This window comes from Vibrio sp. Vb0304 (assembly GCF_033338995.1).
Taxonomy (GTDB): Bacteria; Pseudomonadota; Gammaproteobacteria; order Enterobacterales; family Vibrionaceae; genus Vibrio; species Vibrio alginolyticus.
Genome location: NZ_JAWOTT010000265.1, coordinates 1 through 1,151 on the forward strand (window position 1 = coordinate 1; position 1,151 = coordinate 1,151).

General features: G+C 47.1%; 2 protein-coding genes. Both read left to right on the top strand.

The features are described from left to right. Positions 1 to 589, top strand: a 589-nt coding sequence (locus R7P35_RS25515) for a response regulator (protein ID WP_318093212.1), incomplete at its 5' end; no start/stop codon positions are given. Positions 590 to 600: 11 nt separating this feature from the next. Further along, entirely contained in the window at positions 601 to 1,080 is a 480-nt protein-coding gene (locus tag R7P35_RS25520) for a hypothetical protein (protein ID WP_005485695.1), read from the top strand. Positions 1,081 to 1,151 lie beyond the last annotated feature (71 nt).

The window sequence follows — 1,151 nt, forward strand, 5'->3', positions numbered from 1 at the left end:
TGATGACGATATTCAAAAATGTTTTGACGTCGGCATGGACGACTACGTACCAAAACCGTTTAAGGCGGATTTGCTCAAAGAGAAACTTGATAAAGCCGTTGGGTTGCGACTTCCCGTAACTGCATCGACAAAGCTCAACCAATCAAGCTTGCCCGCTTTTGAAGAACCCGAATTTAAACAACGCGTTGGTGAGGCATTAAGTGCTGCGCCAATGCGACGTGAACGGATTTTATTGGTGGAAGATAACCGAGTGAATCAAAAAGTTGCTTCTTTACTGTTAAGCAAGGCTGGCTATCAGTTTGAAGTCGCGGAAAATGGCCAGATCGCAGTGGAGATGTTCCAGCGCGATGGTGGCTTCGACATCATTTTAATGGACTGCATGATGCCAGTGATGGATGGTTTCGAAGCAACGAAACAGATCCGCGCTTATGAAGCAAGCTTAGGACTCGAAAAAACGCCGATCATCGCGCTAACAGCCAGTGTGGTCGACGACGATATTCAACGCTGTTTTGACTCCGGGATGGACGCTTATGTGCCTAAACCAGTGAGAAAGGAGAAACTGTTGCATCAAATCGAAAACGTAATGTAGGCGAGCCACACATGAGCATGATTCTCCCCCCTCATAATCAACGAGCGCTGCGACTACTGGTCTCCGCTTGTTTGCTGCTTATATTTTTGTTGCCTTGGAGCCATCAGGCATTTGCCGCAGAAAGTTACGCCATTTTTTCACTTAACGCTCAGTTTGACGCGTTGACCATTAATAAAGCGAGGAAGCTCTACCGAGGCAAAACCAGACTATTACAAGGCCAACGAATTGAACTCTCTGATTGGCCAGAGACGTCCGTTGAACGAACGGAGTTCTATCGCTACCTGCTTAATAAAAACTTGGCTCAAATGAATGCGCATTGGGCCAGCCTTTCGTTTTCAGGCAAGGCGCGTCCACCCAAAGTAATTGATCAACCCAGTATTGAAATCTTGTTAGCGTGGATGCGAGAACAACCTAATCGCATTGGCTATGCCCCCGTCGACTCGTTGCCGTCGGATGCTCATGTTCTTTATGTCGTCAGTTCGGAGAAATGAAATGAAGAGATCGCTCCTCGCAGTACTTATTAGCAGTGTCGCTTTTCCGAGCTTAGCAACGGTAGAACTGA